13 protein-coding genes are annotated in these 15133 nt (G+C 66.3%); 8 read left to right on the forward strand and 5 right to left on the reverse strand.

What is annotated here, in order from left to right; genetic code table 11:
* The first annotated feature begins 52 nt into the window (after window positions 1-52).
* The 3 genes from hrpB to WM2015_RS14760 all read left to right on the forward strand — a co-directional run bounded on the left by hrpB (window position 53) and on the right by WM2015_RS14760 (window position 3354).
* Window positions 53-1321, forward strand: a complete 1269-nt coding sequence (gene hrpB, locus WM2015_RS16280) for an ATP-dependent helicase HrpB (protein ID WP_245609780.1) — start codon at window positions 53-55, stop codon at window positions 1319-1321.
* Entirely contained in the window at window positions 1315-2544 is a 1230-nt protein-coding gene (locus WM2015_RS16285; protein WP_342665511.1) for an ATP-dependent helicase C-terminal domain-containing protein, read from the forward strand. Before hrpB ends, WM2015_RS16285 begins: the two co-directional genes overlap by 7 nt.
* An 84-nt stretch (window positions 2545-2628) precedes the next feature.
* A complete protein-coding gene (locus WM2015_RS14760) occupies window positions 2629-3354 on the forward strand; it encodes a 2OG-Fe(II) oxygenase (protein WP_049726780.1) in 726 nt (241 codons plus the stop codon).
* Here WM2015_RS14760 and WM2015_RS15975 read toward each other — a convergent pair.
* Window positions 3339-3485: a hypothetical protein gene (locus WM2015_RS15975; protein ID WP_156201276.1), complete on the reverse strand. Its 147-nt coding sequence runs from the start codon at window positions 3483-3485 to the stop codon at window positions 3339-3341. The genes WM2015_RS14760 and WM2015_RS15975 overlap by 16 nt on opposite strands.
* Window positions 3486-3588: 103 nt before the next feature.
* On the opposite strand from WM2015_RS15975, the gene WM2015_RS14765 reads away from it, so the two are divergent.
* Window positions 3589-5613, forward strand: a complete 2025-nt coding sequence (locus tag WM2015_RS14765) for a right-handed parallel beta-helix repeat-containing protein (protein ID WP_049726781.1) — start codon at window positions 3589-3591, stop codon at window positions 5611-5613.
* Between the two features lie 37 nt (window positions 5614-5650).
* Complete coding sequence (locus tag WM2015_RS14770; protein WP_049726782.1) at window positions 5651-5857, forward strand: choice-of-anchor Q domain-containing protein; 207 nt, start codon at window positions 5651-5653, stop codon at window positions 5855-5857.
* 22 nt (window positions 5858-5879) lie between these two features.
* On the opposite strand, the gene WM2015_RS14775 is transcribed toward WM2015_RS14770, so the two are convergent.
* The 3 genes from WM2015_RS14775 to WM2015_RS14785 are packed head-to-tail and all read right to left on the reverse strand — an operon-like array spanning window position 5880 to window position 9672.
* Window positions 5880-6380 (reverse strand): hypothetical protein, encoded by a 501-nt coding sequence (locus tag WM2015_RS14775; protein WP_049726783.1) that lies wholly within the window; start codon window positions 6378-6380, stop codon window positions 5880-5882.
* A gap of 2 nt (window positions 6381-6382) precedes the next feature.
* Window positions 6383-7696, reverse strand: coding sequence for a DUF1501 domain-containing protein (locus WM2015_RS14780; RefSeq protein ID WP_049726784.1), 1314 nt, complete (start codon window positions 7694-7696; stop codon window positions 6383-6385).
* Window positions 7697-7707: 11 nt separating this feature from the next.
* Entirely contained in the window at window positions 7708-9672 is a 1965-nt protein-coding gene (locus tag WM2015_RS14785) for a DUF1800 domain-containing protein (RefSeq protein WP_049726785.1), read from the reverse strand.
* A 328-nt stretch (window positions 9673-10000) separates the two neighbouring features.
* On the opposite strand from WM2015_RS14785, the gene WM2015_RS14790 reads away from it, so the two are divergent.
* On the forward strand, window positions 10001-11575 hold the full coding sequence (locus WM2015_RS14790) for an FG-GAP repeat protein (RefSeq protein ID WP_049726786.1): 1575 nt from the start codon (window positions 10001-10003) through the stop codon (window positions 11573-11575).
* A 29-nt stretch (window positions 11576-11604) separates the two neighbouring features.
* Here WM2015_RS14790 and WM2015_RS14795 read toward each other — a convergent pair whose 3' ends face one another.
* The gene (locus tag WM2015_RS14795; RefSeq protein WP_049726787.1) at window positions 11605-12525 is read right to left on the reverse strand and encodes a DUF808 domain-containing protein; all 921 of its coding nucleotides are present in this window, start codon (window positions 12523-12525) and stop codon (window positions 11605-11607) included.
* A 153-nt stretch (window positions 12526-12678) separates the two neighbouring features.
* Here WM2015_RS14795 and WM2015_RS14800 point away from each other — a divergent pair, with 153 nt between their 5' ends.
* The gene (locus WM2015_RS14800) at window positions 12679-13119 is read left to right on the forward strand and encodes a VOC family protein (protein ID WP_049726788.1); all 441 of its coding nucleotides are present in this window, start codon (window positions 12679-12681) and stop codon (window positions 13117-13119) included.
* 190 nt (window positions 13120-13309) lie between these two features.
* Window positions 13310-15091 carry a TolB family protein gene (locus tag WM2015_RS14805; RefSeq protein WP_049726789.1) on the forward strand — a complete coding sequence of 594 codons (1782 nt, stop codon included), beginning with the start codon at window positions 13310-13312 and terminating at the stop codon, window positions 15089-15091.
* Window positions 15092-15133: the final 42 nt, after the last annotated feature.

Raw genomic sequence — 15133 nt, forward strand, 5'->3', positions numbered from 1 at the left:
CAGATCCGCCTGCTAAGCTGCGCGCTTCGCCCTCGACGACCCAACCGAACCCATGAGTCCGCCGTCCGCATCGCCGAGCCGCCTGCCCATCGCGGAGGTCCTGCCGGAACTGCTCCAGCAGCTGGATCGGCACGCCACGGTGCTGTTGCAGGCCCCGCCCGGCGCCGGCAAGACCACGCAGGTGCCCCCGGCCCTGCTGGGGGCCGGCTGGCGCGGTGACCGAAAGATCCTGATGCTCGAACCCCGTCGCCTGGCGGCGCGATCGGCAGCGCGCTTCATGGCGCGTGCGCGGGACGAGTCGATCGGCGACACGGTGGGCTACCGGGTGCGGCTGGACACGCGGGTCTCCGAGCGAACGCGAATCGAAGTGGTCACGGAAGGCATCCTGACCCGCTTGATTCAAGCCGACCCGGAGCTTTCCGGCTATGCGGCCGTGCTGTTCGACGAATTCCATGAACGCTCGCTGCAGGCCGATCTCGGCCTGGCCCTGGTCCGCGAAGCCCAGCAGGCACTGAGGCCGGATCTGCGCCTACTGGTCATGTCCGCGACCCTCGACGTCGAGCCCCTCTCGGCCCTGCTGGACGGGGCCCCGATCCTGCGTTCGGAGGGCCGCTCCTATCCGGTGCGGGTCGAACACCGCCCCGGTCGGGAGCGAAATCCGGGCTGGCGGGAACAGACAGCCCTGGTCGCTCGCTCGATCCATCAGGCGCTGGCCGAAGAGCCCGGCTCTCTGCTGGTCTTCCTGCCCGGCGTGGGCGAGATCAAGGCCGTCGTCGAACAGCTCGAGGGCCAACTGCCCGACAAGGTCCGACTGGCGCCATTGTTCGGCGACCTGTCGCCCGCCGCCCAGGACGCCGCGATCGCCCCGGCGCCCGATGGCCAGAGGAAGGTGGTCCTGGCGACGTCCATCGCCGAATCCAGCCTGACCATCGAAGGCATTCGGGTGGTGATCGACGCCGGCCAGCAGCGCCGCTCGACCTTCGACCCCAACAGCGGCATGAGCCGCCTGGTGACCGAACGCGTCTCGAAGGCCAGCGCCGACCAGCGTGCCGGTCGGGCTGGCCGCCTGGAACCGGGCGTCTGCTACCGCCTCTGGCCCGAGTCGGAGCGCCTGCAGCCCTTCTCCCCGCCCGAGATTCTCGAGGCGGACCTCGCCCCCCTGGTGCTGGAACTGGCGCGCTGGGGCGCCCGCTCCCCCGATGCGATGACCTGGCTGAACCCACCGCGGAAGCACACTGGAACCAGGCCCGCGAGCTGCTGCAGCTGCTCGATGCGGTGGACGCGGACGGCGCGATCACCCCCCATGGCGAAGCCATGCTGAGCCTCGGCCTGCACCCTCGCCTGGCCCATCTGATCCTCAAGGGTCGCGACCTCGGCTGGGGCCAGACGGCCGCCGAACTGGCCGCGCTGCTGAGCGAACGCGATCTTCTGACGGATCGGCCAGGCTCCGATCTGTCGCTGCGCCTGCAGGCCCTGCGCGGCGGCCGGGACCAGGGCATCCATCGCGGTCGAAGGCAGCAGGCCAGGACCCTGGCCAGATCCCTGACCCAAGGACCGGACCGAGACCCGAAGCAGACCACGCCCATCGGCCCGTTGCTCGCCCTGGCCTACCCGGACCGGATTGCCCAGGCCCGCGGCGGGCGCGGCCGATTCCGATTGAGCAATGGCCGTGGCGCGATGCTGTTCGAGGAGGACGCCCTGGCCGGTAGCGCCTACCTGGTCGCCGCCGAGCTGGACGGTCAGGCGCGAGAGTCGAGGATCTTCCTGGCCGCCGGAATCACGCTCGAAGAGATCGAGGACGTTCTCGGCCATCACATCGAGACCCGTCAGCTAGTGGACTGGGACGAGGCCAGGGGCAGCGTGACCGCCAGCGACCAGCGTGTCCTCGGCGCTCTGGTGCTGCACGAAAAGCCCATCACCGATCTCGACCCATCGATCCTCCAGCAGGGCCTGCTGGCGGCGATCCGCCGTCGCGGCCTGGACGCTCTGGACTGGAGCGAGAACGTGCGCCAGTGGCGCGCCCGGGCCGAGCTCGCCCACCGTCTTGACCCCGATGCCTGGCCCGCCTTCGATGAGGACCGCCTGCTCGATGAGCTGGAGCGCTGGCTGATGCCCTTCCTGACGAACCACCGCCGCTGGCAGGATCTCGACCGCATCGACTGGCTCAGCGCCCTCAAGTCGCGACTCGACTACGCAAGGCAGCAGGAGCTCGACCGCTGGTTCCCCCCTGCCATCGAACTGCCCACGGGCCAGCAGGCGCGGCTCGACTACACCGCCGACCCCGGGCCGGTCCTGGCCACCAAGCTCCAGACCCTTTTCGGCCGGACCGACACGCCGACCGTCGGCCCTCAGCGGCACCCCGTCCTGATCCATCTGCTCTCGCCGGCCGGCCGGCCGCTGGCGGTCACCCGCGACCTGAAGAGCTTCTGGGCCAATGCCTACCCGGAAGTCCGCAAGGACATGCGCGGCCGCTACCCGAAGCACCCCTGGCCCGAAGATCCGATCGAAGCGCCGGCCAGCCACGGGGTCAAACGGCGAGGCTGAGTGCGACGCGCCGATGGCCGGTGGCATTCGCCGGGTTCCGGGGCGTATACTCGCGAAGCCTGAAGACCACCAGACCGTGATTCCATGCAGTTTCTCGACTTTGACCGGCTCGACGCCATCGACGCCCCCTCCTTCCAGCAGACGCGCCCCTATCCCTGGATCAATCCCGCTGGACTGTTGACCGACGACGGCTATCAGCGCCTGCTCGAGACCCTGCCCACGATCGAGCAGATGACGCCGAGCTTCGGCAAGCAGCGTTCGCATGGCCAGAAGTCGCACGATCGCTACGCGCTCGAATACCGCGAGGATCTGGACGTCGATCCGGCCTGGCACGAGTTCATCGCCGAGCTGAAGAGCAGCCGCTACTACGGCTTCGCCAAACGCATGTTCGGGCGCGGCCGCTTCAAGCTGGACTTCCACTGGCACTACGCCCCGCGCGGCAGTTCCGTCTCGCCGCACTGCGATGCGAACCGCAAGCTCGGCTCGCACATCTTCTACTTCAATACGCCAGGCAGCTGGGATCCCGCCTGGGGCGGCGACACGGTGATTCTGGATGACCATGGCCGCTTCCCACGCGAGTCGGCGCCGGAGTTCGACGACTTCGACGAGGCCTACTCCGGCAACAGCATCGGCAACTACAGCCTGCTGTTCCAGCGCCAGGAACGCTCCTGGCATGGCGTGCGTGAGATCACCTGCCCGGAAGGTCTGTATCGCAAGGTCTTCATCGTCGTGATCAACGACTGGCTGCGTGCCCGCGTGCGCCGCGCCGTCGGCGCCCTCAAGGGCGAGGCCGATCAGTACAACCTGTAGGCCTGTGAGGCCTGGCGCGGCCCGAGCGCCGAGGGCAGGACACCGCTCCCGCGCCCGACCGTCGGTGTTGCAGCAGCGGGATTGCCCGTGTAGCAGGCGCGGGACAGCACCCGCCGAAAGTTGGCAGCCATCAAGCCAACCCATTGATTGAAAAATAGAATTTTTCTCCGGAAAACTGGCACGCGATGTGCTTGAGGGCTGTTCATCGAACCCTCTCGACACCGGAGTGCCCGCATGTTCATCCTTCGACTGATCGCGTCAGCCACCCTGCTGTTCGCCTGCTCGACCGTCTCACTTGCCGCCACCTACACCGTGGGAGCCAGCGGCTGCGATTTCAGCAGCCTGGCCAGCGCGGTGGCGGCGGCCGAGGACGGCGATCGCCTGGAGCTGCGCTCGCAGACCTTTACGAACGTCAACATCAACATCGGCAAGTCACTGGTCCTCCAGGGCGGCTATGCGGTCTGCGGGGACGCCTCCCCGGACATCGATGGTCTGAGCGTCTTGCAGGGCGCTCCGTCCGGCGCTGATTCGGTCATCGAAATCATCGGTTCCGGCCACCTGGTCGAATTCAGGCGCATCGAGATCACCGGCGGCACGGATGACGCGGACTTCGGCGGGGGCATTCAGGTCGGCACCGGCAATGAGCTGCACCTGGCCGGCGTCACGATCACCGGAAACAGCTCGACCGTCGGCGCCGGCATCTATCTGGCACCCGATGCGATCCTGCGCCACAAGGGGCGATTGACGATCAGCCTCAACGATGCCCAGGGTGATGGCGGCGGAATCTACGCCGGGCCGGGGGCACTGATCGATTTCACGACCGGCGGCTTCAATCCCATCGACATACTGGACAACGATGCCCTGTCCGGTGCCGGGATCTACCTCGATGACGGCGCCGAATTGCGCACCGACCCGATGCGCAGCCTGACCATCACGGGTGGCCTCGCCTTCAGTGGTGGCGGCATCTGGGCGGCCAGCAACGCGATCATCGACGCCCCGGACCTGTTCATCAGCACCAACGAGGCCGTTCAGGGCGGCGGCATCTACATCGAAGGGGGTGGCAGCCCGGCCAGCGCCACCAGCATTCAGCTCGGCTCGGATGTCGATATCCGCAACAACTTCGCCGTCGACGGTGCCGGCATCTACCTCGCCGCCGGCGGCGGCTATGACGTCGTCGTCGACGGGGTGATCCGTTTCAATGAGGCCACCCGCAATGGTGCGGGCCTGTACGCCGACGGCAGCGGCGGCGGATCACTCGTGATCGACGCCCTGTTCACGGCCAACGTCGCCGACCAGCACGGCGGCGGCCTCTACCTCAAGGACGGGAGCTTCATCTCCGGCGGCTTCGCCAGCAATGGCAACACGGCCCTGGGCGATGGCGGCGGACTCTACCTGGATGGCGCTCTGCTCCACCAGACCCAGACCGCCCTTATCGTTCGAAGCAACCTCGCCGGCGTCAACGGGGGCGGCGTGGCCCTGGTCAACGCATCGGAGCTGGTGCTGGAGCGCCACGGAGCGCCGACGACCCACCAGGCCTACAGCGCGCTGATCCAGAACAACGAAGCACAAACCGGCAACGGTGGCGGGCTCCATGTCGTCAACTCGACCGTGTTCCTGCAATGGCCGATCATCGGTGGCACGGGCATGGGGAACCGAGCCCCGTTGGGCCACGGCGGTGGTCTCTATGTCGACACGAGCCTGAACTGGGCCCTGGACAACTTCAAGGTCAATGGCAATTCCGCCGGAGGCTTCGGCGGCGGCATCCATGCGACGGGCGGGGGCAGCTACGGTCTAAGCGCCGTGGTGGCCCCGCTCGAGGGGAGCGCCCCGAGCGGGGCCATCGCCGCCTGCGACGCCGCCGGCCTCGAGGCAGACGAATACTGTTCGGAAATCCGCGGCAACACCGCTGCCCGTGGCGGCGCCCTCTACGCGATCCATGACCCGAGCACCGTGGCCGTCCTGAAGCGAGTCGCCGTGCTCGACAATCACGCCCCCGAAGCCGTCAACGGCATCAGCTTCAATCACGGCTGGAAGCGGCTGGAGAATCTGCTGTTCGCCAGGAACGGGCAGGACAATGTGCAGGTCGCGCTTGCGCTGGGCCATGGCAACTCGATGCTTCGCCATGTCAGCTTCGTGGACAACGGCGGCGGGGCTGGCGGTCAGCGTGCCCGATGCCGAGGTCCGGATCGAAAACAGTCTGTTCTGGAACAGTGGCGCGAACCAATTCACACCGCCAAGCCAGAGCATCGTCAACGGTAGCTGCAATCTGGGTGCCGATCCGGACATTCCCGGGGCGATGAATCTCGACCCCGGCTTTGGCAACACCGCCAGGGGCCCCTATCGACTCGGCCCCGGCTCGGCAGCCATCGACGCCTGTTCCAGCGCCCAGGTGGAGGACGACCTCGATGGGGCGGGACGACCCAGCGGCGACGGCTACGACATCGGCGCCTTCGAAGCGGAGGTCTTCGTGGATCGCGTCTTCAGCGATCGCTTCGGAGGCTGAACCGGCCCTCGAGAGGACGCGCTCAGGGACAGACTCCGCGCGGATCGAAGCGGCTGGTGAACACCGTGTCTGCCGAGGGCGCGCCCTGAAGGATCCAGTCGTAGATCACACGCAGCTCGGCGCTGGCGATCGGCGTCCCGAAGCGGGGCATGCGAAAGGCCTGGTCATCGATGTCGTCGCAGGCCACGCGCAGGTAGAACCAGCTTTCCTCCGGCGCGCCCGGCACGATGCGCTTGCCGGCAGGCGTGGGCACACTGCCCTGGGTGTCGGCGCAGAACAGGTTGGCGTGCGTCGTCGTGCCCTGATCGAGCGACAGGCCGCCAGCGCCGCCATGGCAATTGGTGCAGCCCCAGAACTGATCTTCGATGATCGGCAGCACGTCCTGCTCGAAGCGGACGTTGGGCACCTCAGGCACACCGCTCAGATCGGCGCACTGCAGATTCTGCGCATGGCCCGAAAGGGCCAGCGCGCCGAAGAACAGCGCGCTGGCCCCACGCAGGATGCGATCCAGCCCCGCGCGCACGGTCAGACGGAAAAGCCGACCGGCGAGTAGCTGTAGTCGGGATCGTCGAAGATGGCGCTGACGTCCGGGTGACCGAGCAGTCCCGTGGCCACTTCGGCCAGCACGTCGCGGAAGTCGGTCTGTGGCACCAGGCTGTCGCCGATGCGATCGGCCGGCGCAATGCCCAGGGTCGGGCCATAGACCTGCCCGCCGTTGACGCCGCCACCCAGAATGAACATCGGATTGCCCAGACCGTGGTCGGTGCCGAAGCTGGCGTTTTCCTTGACCTGCCGACCGAACTCGCTCTGCACGACCACGGCCACGTCATTGATGTAGCCCGCACCCTCGAGATCACGATAGAAGGCGGTCAGCGCCTCGCTCAGGTCTTCGACATTGGTACCGAAGCCGAAGCCGAACACGTTCTGGTTGTTGTGCGTGTCCCAGCCACCGACATCGAGTGTCGCCGCCGCGATGCCCAGGTCCTGACGAATCAGCTGCGCGATCAGCTTCAGATCATTGCCTTCGCTGGTGTTCGGATAGACCGCACCGCCACCGGGCACGTAGCTGCCGAAGTCGATGCTGTTGATCAGATCGATGGCGTCCAGCGCGGCACCTGCCGCCACATCGAGCTCACCGGCGCCCGCATAGAGGGACGAGAGCATGGCCAGCTGAGTGCTGCCGAAGGTGCCCGTATTGGGCATGAAGTTGTCCGGCGAATCGAGGGTGGCCACATCGGGCCAACCGCCGAGACTGACCGGCGGCGTGTTGTTCGAGACCATCGCCGTGAAGATCGCCCCCGGCGCCGGGACGCCCGGGTAGGAGCCCAGATACCGGGTCAACCAGCCGGAGCCGGGCAAGCCCTGGCCCGTGCCGTCGACGACCAGCGGCTGACCCAATTCGATCTGTTCCTGGGCGTCGAAGTGACTGCGGGTGAAGGTGTTGGGCGGATGACCGGCCGCCTGGACGATGGCCATGCCGCCGTCGTGGTAGATGTCCGCCAGTCCGCCACACCAGGGATGCAGACCGAGGTTCTGACCATTGGCCAGCGGAATGGGACGGCGCGCCGGATCGGAATCGTCGATATTGACCAGGGTGCGGTCACGGGCATCCACCAGGTGCGTATGGTCGCTCCCATTGATCGGTGGCAGCAGGGCCAGACCGTCGATGCCACCGCGCAGGAACAGGTAGACCAGCACCTTCTGCCCACCGCCACCGGCCAGGGCGCGCGGTGCGAAGCTCAGGTTCATGGTGGCCGCGCCGGCGGTGGCGCCGGTGAGCTTGAGGAACTGCCGACGGGTCAGCGCTGCCTTGATTTCCTTGAGGGATCTTCTTTTCATGGGGTGGCTCCTCAGCGCTGCATGAAATTGGGCGACCAGAGAATCAGCGCGACCATGCCGCGCAGTCGACGGTACCAACGGTTCGGTGACGGGTCGTCGCGCAGTTCGTTGCGCGGAATGAACTGATCGGCGGGGAACGGCGGTGCGTTCTCCTCGCCGATCGGAAAGCCCTGCTGGGTGATGAACTGCATGCAGGCCCGACCCAGGGCCGTCGGCTCGTTGGAGTAGAAGGTACCGATGGGGCCGACCCAACCCCCGTCCGGCGTGAAGCCCAGGATCCAGTGGCACCAGAAAGCCACCAGCTCACGCGGCGTCGGATTGCCGGGGAAATGCTCCAGGGTGGTGTCGACGACGCGCATGACGCGATTGACGTCGTCGTTGTTGTTCTCATCGAGCAGCCAGTCGATCAGGCGCCAGTTCTGCACCAGAGTGCTCGAGCCCATCCAGGCCGCCCGCTCGTCCGGGTAGCCATCCGGCGTTCGCCACCAGTACAGACGCTGGCCTGCGTTGTTGAAAACGCTCAACATGCGATCGCTGTCGCTGTCATCGAAGCGCCAGGTGTAATCGCAGCGGGCCGCGCGCATCGCCGAGACCACGTACTCGAAGGGTCGCTTGATCTTCTGGCCCCAGGTGGCCGGGTCCTTGAACTCATCGCTGAGCAGGATCGTGCGCAGGGTCTTGGCGATCTGGCGCGGATCCCTGCGATTGGCGTAGAAGGTGTCGGCGGCCGCCTGGACGACCGTCTCGGGCGGATTGTCCGAAATCAGGCGCTGGCAGAGCTTCAGAGCGATGTAGCGAGCCGTGCCCGGATGGTAGGCGGCCAGCTTGATGGCGACCTCACCATCATGCACGGCGCCGCCATCGGCCGGGATGAAGCCCACATTACGCGACAGGATGGCCTTGGGTCCGCCGTCATGCTCGCCCTCATCCACCAGGAAGGCCCCGGTGCCGCCGCTGATGCAGTTGCCCATGCCATCGTCGACGTCCTGGTCGTCGTAGCGCCAGCCGGTCAGGGCGCGGGCGGCTTCGTAGACGTCCGTGTCCGTGTACTCACTCTGGATTTCGCGCGCGGGATTGCTGTACTGCAGCGCGTCGAGCAAGGGATCTCCGAGCCCGGCGTAGGGATTGGTCGGCAACGCCGGCGCGTCGAGCGGTGAGGTGTTGCCCAGGTAGTTGATCGCGCCCAGGGTGTGCAGTTCGAACAACTCGCGGGCGTAGTTCTCGTTGAAGCCGCCGGCCTCGTTGGCGTAGTTGTCCAGGTAGTACAGCATGGCCGGGTGCTTGGCCGAGGCCTGGAGCATGTCGTGGAAGTTGCCGAAGGCATGGCCGCGGATCACCGTCTTGTCCCAGTCGGCCCAGGAAACGTAGATGTCCTCGTCGCCACCGGAAAAGACGTTGAAGTGGTTGTGCCAGAAATCGGCCATCAGCTCCAGCAGCTGGCGCCGGCTGTAGCAGGCACGGGTGAACGCGGCCCGCTCGATCTGGCGCTGCGGCTCCACGTACTGGGAAAAGCCCGCACACTCGCGCTCCGAATACGTGGTCGCCAGGTCTTCGTCGAGGATGTCGAAGCTGTTCGGATAGGCCGCCTTGCGCGCTTCCCAATCGGGGTCGGGCAGGTCGTCGCTGAGCTGCTCATCGACGTAGCGTTCGAGGCGCTGATCGTCCGTATTGCCCAGGGACTCGAAGTAGGCCACGTCGTCCTGACCGAGCAGATCGGGACGATCGAAGCGGCTGGCGAAGATCCGATCCGGATCGGGCTCGACGGCGGGCGCCAGGGTCGTGCGGCGCAGACCGAAGCCCATTCGAGTCAGCACCCGAACGGCGAAGGGCGGCACTTCCGCAGCATCGGAGAGGTTGTTCGGCACCGGCGCACCATGAGCCGCGATGTCCTGTCGCAGCAGGGTCCGATCCTTGGTGCGGGACTTGAAGAGCTTCCGACGAGACGGGTTCTCGAGGACGGGGTGAGGATCCTTCATCGCTGTACCTTTCAGCTGGAATCAACCCCTTGAGCGGCCGATCTTAGCCGAGGAGATTGCGGTTTGGAAGGGGACTTAAGTCGCAGCCGGATTGCAGCAGCGGCAGGGCTTGCGAGCCAGAGGCCGCCCCGTTCGACCGTAGCTCTCACTTCCATATTCAAACTGTGATGCACATCAAGGAAATTGCGCTATCCGGCGGCACCAGACGCCCCGCCCGAATTTTTCACCCGAAAGAAAAAACGATTGGCGGGTCCGCGAAATCACCCCGTATTCCATCGTTGAAGCAGCCCTGCTGCACCTTGATTTCGTCAACTCGGAGGATTCGGACATGGATCGATCACACGGCAGATGGCTGCTTCTGGCCGCCACGTTGATCTCGACGGGAAGCGCTCTTGCGCAACTGCAATCCACAGGCACCCAGTTCTGGCACCAGGGCAGTCCGGGGGTCGGAATCGCCCCGGAGGCCGACGCGGAATTCGGCCGCAGCCTGAGCAGCGGCGACTACGACTGCGACGGCCTCGACGATGTCGCCATCGGCATTCCCCGCGAGGACCTGATCGGCGCCGATGACGGTGGTCGCGTCCTGGTGCTGTATGGCGCCGACGATGGCAGCGGGCTCGCAACGACGGGCCGCCAGATCTGGTCCCAGGCCGGCCCCGCCGTCCCCGGCGACCCCAGCCCCTTCGAGAACTTCGGTGCTACGCTGGCCAGCGGCGATTTCGACGGCGACGGCTGCGACGATCTGGCCATCGGCGTGCCCCGGGACGATGTGAATGGCGTCAATTCCGCCGGCGCCGTGCACGTCCTGTATGGCTCGGCTGGCGACGGCCTGAGCGCCGATGGCATCGACTACTGGCATCAGGGCCCCGGGAGCACGGGCCTGCAGATCGAAGCGGACGATCAATTCGGTGCTGCCCTGGCGGTCGGAGATTTCGATGGCGATGGCCGTGACGATCTGGCCATCGGCGTTCCGAGGGAAGACAGCGGGAGTGGCGCGAGCCTGGTCGTCGATGCCGGCCTCGTTCAGGTCCTGTTCGGGACGTCGAACGGTCTGAGCACCTCCCAGAGCGTGAACCTTCGTCGCGGCTCGAACCTGTTCGGTTCGCCCGTGTCCGGGGAGCGCCTGGGCAGCGTGCTCGCCGCCGGCAACCTCAACAGCATCGTCGGCGATGAACTGGTCATCGGCATCGAAAGCTTCGACCTCTCGGCTGCCCTGCCCGATACGGGCGCCATCATGGTCGTGTCGGATATCGACGGCAACGTCTTCAATGCCCTGTTCACCCAGGACAGTCCGAATATCCCGGGGGCGGCCGAAGCCGGTGACCGACTCGGCTCCGCCCTGGCCATCGGCGATTTCGATGGCAATGGCTTCGACGAAGTCGCGGCCAGCGCCGCGGGCGAGGACATCGAACAGCCAGCGCCGGAACGGGATTCGGTCGGGGTCGTCAATGTCTTCGACTTCACCGGCGGCGCCCATCAGATCTGGAATCAGGATGATCTGCCGCCGGAACAGGCGGAGGATTCGGATCAGTTCGGTTCCGCCCTGGTCGCCGCGGACTTCGATGGCGACGGCATCGACGATCTGGCGATCGGCGCGTCACGAGAGGACCTCGGGCCGATCCCCAATGCCGGTCTGGTCCACGTGCTCTACGGGGTCGAGGGGACGGGCCTGACCACGGCCGGGCGGCAGCTGTGGCTGCAGACCATCGATGGCTCGGACGCGCAGGACGACTTCGGCTTTGCCCTGGCCGCCGGCGCGATCAATGCGGGCAGCGAGGCCGACCTCGTCATCGGTGCGCCTGGGAACACGATCGTCGAATCCGGCGCCGGCAGTGCGACCGTGCTGTATTCGCGCAGCGACCAGGTGTTTGCCGATCGTTTCGAGACCCTGCCACCCCCCTGAAGGCCAGACGGCGCGGCGGGCGGCCCGAATCAGTGCTCGGCGGCTGAACTCTTTCCGAACAGTCGCTGAGCCGCGGAAAGCAGGGCCACCAGAATGACGCCGAGGACGATGCCGATGGCGGCCGTCCAGGCCATGCCGGTCAAGGTCGACCAGGGCTGCGCCATGCCTTCGACGAGGGCTTCGTTGATATGGTGCAGGGCCGGGATGCCGTGCGAGACGATGCCGCCGCCGACGAGGAACATCGCCGCCGTGCCGGCGATGGAGAGAAAGCGCATGAACCAGGGGGCGAAGGCCAGAATGCCGCGGCCCAGGGCGCGGGTGTATGCGCTGGCCTTCCGGGACAGGGCCAGGCCCGCATCATCGAGCTTGACGATACCGGCCACCAGGCCATAGACGCCGATGGTCATCATCGTCGCGATCGCCACGAGCACGCCGAGCTGGGTCAGGAAGGGCTTGTCGGCGACCGTGCCCAGGGAGATCACGATGATTTCCGCCGACAGGATGAAATCGGTCCGGATCGCGCCCTTGATCTTGTCCTTCTCCAGGGCGACGAAGTCGACCTCGGGATCAGCAAGCGCCTCCTTGATCTTCGCCTTGGCTTCCTCGACCTCCTCACGGTGGAGAAACTTGTGCGCCAGTTTCTCCACACCCTCGAAACACAGAAAGGCACCACCGAGCATCAGCAGGGGCGTGACCGCCCAGGGCGCCACCGTACTGATCAACAAGGCTGCGGGCACCAGGATCAGCTTGTTCACCGCCGAGCCCTTGGCCACGCTCCAGACCACCGGGAGTTCGCGGGCGGCCTTGACGCCCGTGACCTGCTCGGCGTTCAGGGCCAGATCATCACCGAGGACCCCGGCGGTCTTCTTGGCCGCCACCTTGGTCATGGTCGCGACGTCGTCGAGCACCGTGGCGATATCGTCGAGAAGCAGGAACAGGCTGCTGGCCATGGGACTCGTCAAGCTCCGGATCAGTCCGGGAGTGTCCCACTGCGAGGGCCCCAGGTAAACCCCGGCCCCTTCGGCAACGACGCGATCTTCTCGGTCTCTCGGCCGCAGCTGTTGCAGAATAGCCGCCCTCACCTTTGCATAAGGAGTGCAGCCATGCGCTATCTCCACACCATGCTTCGCGTCAGCGATCTGGATGCATCGCTGAATTTCTTCTGCAATCAGCTCGGCCTGGTCGAGGTGATGAGAAAGGACAGCGAACAGGGCCGCTTCACGCTGGTCTTCCTGGCCGCGCCCGCCGATGTCGAACGGGCCCGGGCCGAGAAGGCACCGATGGTCGAACTGACCTGGAACTGGGATCCGGAGACGCTCGACGGCGGGCGCAACTTCGGCCATCTGGCCTACTACGTCGAGGACATCTACGCCATCTGCCAGCGGCTGATGGACGCCGGCGTGACCATCAACCGTCCGCCACGGGACGGTCATATGGCCTTCGTTCGCTCGCCGGACGGACACTCGATCGAACTGCTGCAGGAAGGCGAGCACCTGGCACCCCGAGAGCCCTGGGCGTCGATGCCCAACACCGGCAGCTGGTAGCTGTCCGGCCAGCCTAATGGCGGAGTGATGTGCGGTTCGCGCTTCGGCGGTCATTGACCCGATGGAAAGGCGCGAACGGTGCACGCCCGCCTGATTCGCGACGAAGCCGTTCGAGGCGAACCCGCTGGCGCCATTGGCGACGCCCGGGGCGCCTTGCTTATACTGGATCCAGTCTGCACGGAGATCGACGATGCGAATCCTGCCCCTGTTGCTGCTCCCCGCGGCCCTGCCCTTCACGGTCCTGCCTCTGACGGCAGCGGCGCAGCTCGTCGGCGTGACGGAAATCCAGCTGTCGACGCCCCAGCACGCAGGTTCGGATGTCCAGACCAACAGCCTGATCTTTTCTCCCGACGGTCGCTACGTCTGCTTCATCGGCGATACGGAAACCGAGGGGGCCGGCGAGCTCTGGTGTGCCGACACCGACGCCGGGGCACCGGCGATCCGAGTCAGCGGATTGCTGCCCAGTGGCAGCACCGTGGAGCGACCCGCCTTCGACGACACCGGCAGCCGACTGTTCTACATCGCCCCGGGGGCGGACGTGCAGAAGGAGAATCTGTTCATGGTGCCGCCCGACGGTTCGGAACCGCCGGTTCGACTGAACGCCCCCATGACGCCGGCCGGCGCGGACGTGATCAGCTACCGCTACATCCCCGAGACCGAACAGATCGCCTACACCGGGGCCTCGCAGGTGGCCGGTCAGAACGAGCTGCACATCGTCTCGATCGACCAGCCCGGCGTGGCCACGATCCTGAACGGCCCCCTGGTCAGCGGCGGAGACGTGCTGAGTTACGAGGTGGTCGCGGCAGCGGGCCGCGTCGTCTACCGGGCCGACCAGCAGACCGACGGCGTCGACGAAGTCTACAGCGTGCTGTTGAACGGGGCCGGCGCGGTCAAGCTCAACGGACCGATGGTCGCCGGCGGCAGCGTGCGCCAGTTCAAGGTGTCAACGGACGGGGCCTGGGTGGGCTACCTGGCCGACGAGGATACCGATGAAGTGACCGAACTCTACATCTCGGCGATCACCGGCGGTGGCAGCAGCAAGGTGAGCGGTCCCGCCGTGGCCGGTGGGGATGCCTGGCATTTCACCTTCAGCCCGGACTCGCAGTGGGTCCTGTTCACCGGCGACCTGGCGACGAACGGCTGGCGCGATCTCTATTCCACCCCGTCCAACGGATCGCAGCCGATCCCGAACGTCCTGGCCACCCAGGTGGTCCCGGCGCCGGAGCCGCCAGTCATCGAGGCGGTGCCCAGCCTGCCCGTGACCGCCGATGGCAGTTACGTTGTCTTCTTCTCCGACCAGGGCAATTCCTCGAGCCGACGCGTGCTTCGGGCACCCATCGATGGCAGCTCGCCTGCAGTGGTCATCAGTGGCGGTCTCACCGACCTCGATCGCCTGGAATACGTACCCGAGGTGGACCGGATCGTGGTCCGAAACGGCTCGGGACCGGAGAACCTCTATTCGATTGCCGTCGACGGCAGCAGCTTCATCCCCCTGACCAGCTTCGCGAACGCGGCCATCGATGTCAGCGGCCTGACCACACCGACCGGGGTCGTGTACTTCGCCGATCCGGTCGTCGACGAACAGGCTTCGGTCTTCTTCGTGGACTACCTTGGCCAGCAGACACAGGAGCTCAGCTCGGCCAGCGCCTCCTTCGAGGGCCTGACGGGAAGTCTGTTCATCCCGTCCGATCGTGGCGCCATCTACTTCATCGAGCGCCACGGCAGCGTCAGCCTCATCCTGTATTCCTTCCGCCTGAAGGTCGCCGAGCTGGACTCCCTGGCCACCACCGAGCTGGCCAGGCTTGGCAACTCCTTCCTGGTCGCCGGTGAAACGACCTTCCTGAGCATCATGGCCAGCCCCAGCAATCGCCACCAGGTGGCCTACATCGCCGACAAGCCCGTCGATGAACAGGCCGACGCCTACCTGGCCACCTTTTCGGACATCGTATTCAGCGATCGCTTCGAGCAGTAGCGGTCCTTGAAGATGGGCGGGTCACCAGCAGCGACTCGATGC

Origin of the sequence: Wenzhouxiangella marina, assembly GCF_001187785.1 — a bacterium.
Taxonomy (GTDB): domain Bacteria; phylum Pseudomonadota; class Gammaproteobacteria; order Xanthomonadales; family Wenzhouxiangellaceae; genus Wenzhouxiangella; species Wenzhouxiangella marina.